Annotated in this window: 1 protein-coding gene; it reads right to left on the bottom strand. The window is 68.9% G+C overall.

Annotation, left to right across the window (positions count from 1 at the left end):
* Positions 1–2,055: 2,055 nt before the first annotated feature.
* Positions 2,056–2,208 (bottom strand): hypothetical protein, encoded by a 153-nt coding sequence (locus BIS11_RS18635; RefSeq protein ID WP_367399108.1) that lies wholly within the window; start codon positions 2,206–2,208, stop codon positions 2,056–2,058.
* Positions 2,209–3,502: the final 1,294 nt, after the last annotated feature.

Below are 3,502 nucleotides of genomic sequence, written 5' to 3'. Positions count from 1 at the left end.
GGCGCTGGTACTCGATACCGGTAGCCTCGATGGCGTGACCTCCAACCCGGCCGTGCAGGTGAACGGTGTGGTCCCCGGCAACACCTGGGAGTTCAGCCTGGACGGCGGCACCACCTGGCAGACGGGTCAGGGCGGCGGGTTCACCCTGGCGGAAGGCACCTACGCGGCGGGCCAGGTGCTGGTGCGCCAGACGAGCCCCGAGGGCGTGACCAGTGGTACCTCCACCCTGGGCGCGGTGACCATCGACCTCACCGCGCCGGTGACACCGAGCGTGACGCTGGTCGTGGATACCGGCGGCGTCGATGGCATCACACGAGACGGCACGCTTGCGATCGGCAACCTCGACCCGAACGCGTTCTGGGAAATCAGCCTCGACGGCGGTGCCACCTGGCAGCGGGGCACCGGAGACCGCTTCGTGCTGGGCGAAGGCGAGTACCCGGCAGGCGCCATTCAAGTGCGCCAGACCGATGGCGCCGGCAATGTCAGTACCATCACTCCCCTGGGGGCGGTGACCGTCGTCACCCAGCCTCCCCAGGCGCCCATCGTCGAGCGCCTTGGTGACGACATCACGCGTGATGGCACCATCACGGTGGAAGGGCTGCAGCCCGGCGCCATCTGGCAGGTCAGCCTGGACCGCGGTCAGAGCTGGCAGACCGTCAGTGGAGACCGCTTCGTGCTGCCCGAAGGCAGCTACGGGGCGGGCCAGGTGCAGGTGCGCCAGATCGATGGGGCCGGCAACGTCAGTGCCCCGGCGCTGGTGGAAGCGGTCATCGTCGATACCACCGCTCCGCCCGCGCCCACCGCCACCCTCGGTGACGGCGGTGCGATCACCAACGTGGCCATCCTCGAGATCGGCAACCTCGAGGCCGGGGCCACCTGGGAAATCAGCGTGGACGGCGGCCGAACCTGGATAACCGGAGAGGGGACGCGGTTCGAGCTTGCCGACGGCGAGTACGCCGCCGGCCAGATTCAAGTACGCCAGACGGATACGGCAGGCAACGTCGGCAAGCCCCTGGCGCTGGGGGCCGTGATCATCGATACCATCGCCCCGGCCACTCCGTCGCTGACGCTTGCCAATGATACCGGCACGCCCGGTGATGGCATCACCGCCGACGGCACCCTTGTGGTGGGCAATCTCGAAGCCGGCGCCTACTGGGAAGTCAGCTTCGACAGCGGCATGAGCTGGCAGCGCGGCGCAGGCGACCGTTTCGTTCTGAAGGAGGGAACCTACCAAGAGGGTGAGGTCCAGGTCCGTCAGGTCGATGCCGCGGGCAATCGCAGCGAGGCCGCAAGGCTCGGCCCGGTCACCGTCGATCTCACGGTGACACCGCCGGAAGACTCCGAGGCGCCGGCAACGCCGAGCCTGAGCCTGGAGCTCGATAGCGGCGAGCTCGATGGCATCAGCAACGACGGCAATATCCTGGTGGGCGGACTCGCCTTCGGAGCGACCTGGCAGTACAGCCTGAACGGCGGGGTGAGCTGGCTGCGCGGCATGGGCAACGGCTTCACCCTGGCAGAGGGCAGCTACGCAGCGGGGCAGATCTTGGTGCGCCAGTTCGATGCCAGCGGCCGGGTCAGCGGCACCTCGACTTTGGGCGCGATCACCATCGACACGACCCCGCCGGAAGCGCCGACGGTGAGCCTGGTCAACGACAATGGCGACATCCCCGGGCTGACCAACGATGGCACGCTGCGCCTGGGCAATCTGGAAACCGGCGCCCGGTGGGAAATCAGCTTGAACGGCGGTACCACCTGGCTCATGGTCACGGGCGAGCGCTATATCCTGCCCGAAGGCAGCTACGCCGCCGGTGCCATTCAGGTGCGCCAGACCGATGGTGCGGGTAACGTCAGCGACGTGGCACGCATGGGCGCGATCACCGTGGACACGACGCTGCCGGATGCGCCCGTCATCGAGCTGCTGGGAGGCGAGATCACCAATGACGGTATCGTGACCGTCGGCGGTATCGAAGAGAACGCGCGCTGGGAGTACAGCCTGGACGGCGGCGCTACCTGGATCAGCGGGCGCGGTACCAGCTTCACCCTGGCAGAAGGGCGCTACGGCGCCGGCACGATCCAGGTGCGCCAGATCGACGGTGCGGGCAACGTCAGCCCCAGCGCCGTTCTCGAAGGCGTGGTGATCGACCTGACCCCGCCGGCGGCGCCGAACGTGACGCTGGTGGCCGACAGTGCCATCACCAACGACGGCACCGTCGAGGTGAGCGGCCTCGAGCCCGGCGCGAGCTGGGAGTACTCGCTGGATGGCGGGGTGACCTGGCAGGTCGGGTTGGGCGAGCGTTTCGTGTTGCCAGAGGGCGATTACGCGGCGGGGGACGTGCGGGTACGCCAGATCGATCTGGCCGGTAATGCCGGCGCCTCGGTCAACCTGGGAGCGGTGGTGATCGATACCACGCCTCCCGGCGTCCCCACCCTGACCCTGGCTGACGATACCGGCACTCCCGGTGATGGCGTCACCGTCGATGGCACCCTCCTCGTGACCGGTCTGGAAGCCGGCGCCGTCTGGCAATTCAGCCTGGATGGAGGCGTTACCTGGCAACAGGGGCTGGGCGATCGCTTCACCCTGCCGGAAGGCAGTTACGCAAGCGGCGTGATCCAGGTGCGCCAGTTCGACGTGGCGGGCAACGTAAGCCCCGTGGCCGACTTCGGCCCGATCATCGTCGATCGCGAGGTCACCGCGCCGGAACAGCCCGGAGCGCCGGCCACGCCCACGCTGAGCCTGGCGGTGGATACCGGGGCGCTGGATGGCATCACCAGTAACGGCGAGGTCGAGGTGGCCGGGCTGATCGACGGCGCTACCTGGGAATACAGCCTGGACGGTGGCCTGAACTGGCTCACCGGCAGCGGCACCACGTTCACTCTGGAGGAGGGCACCTACGCCGCCGGCCAGGTGCTGGTCCGCCAGACCCTCGACGGGCTCACCAGCGGCACCTCGACCCTGGGCGCGGTCACCGTCGACACCACGGTACCCGAGGCGCCGACGATCACGCTGGCGGTGGATACCGGCACCCTCGACGGCATCACCGCCGACGGCACGTTGATCATCGGCAATCTCGAGCCCGGCGCTCGCTGGGAGATCAGCCTCAACGGCGGCGTCTCCTGGCTGCAGGGGGCCGGCGAGCGCTTCATCCTGCCGGCAGGCAGCTACGCCGCCGGCGCGATCCAGGTGCGCCAGTTCGATGTGGCGGGCAATGTGAGTGGCTTCGGTGAGGCCGGCGCGATCAGCGTCGTCATCACGTCACCCGCCGCGCCTACCCCGAGCCGGGCGGGCGGCCCGGTCAGCAGCGAAACCACCGTCGAGGTGGACGGCATCGCGGAGGGCGCCACCTGGGAATATACCCTGGACGGCGGCCAAACCTGGGTGCCCGGTACCGGTGAGAGCTTCACGCTGCCGGAGGGCGACTACGCCGCTGGCGACATCCGCGTGCGCCAGACCGATGGCGCGGGCAACGTCAGCGTCGGAGCGCCGCTGGGGGCGGTCGTCATC

Source organism: Halomonas sp. 707D4 (genome assembly GCF_024158685.1).
GTDB lineage: Bacteria > Pseudomonadota > Gammaproteobacteria > Pseudomonadales > Halomonadaceae > Vreelandella.
This window is presented reverse-complemented; position numbering and strand designations above follow the sequence as displayed.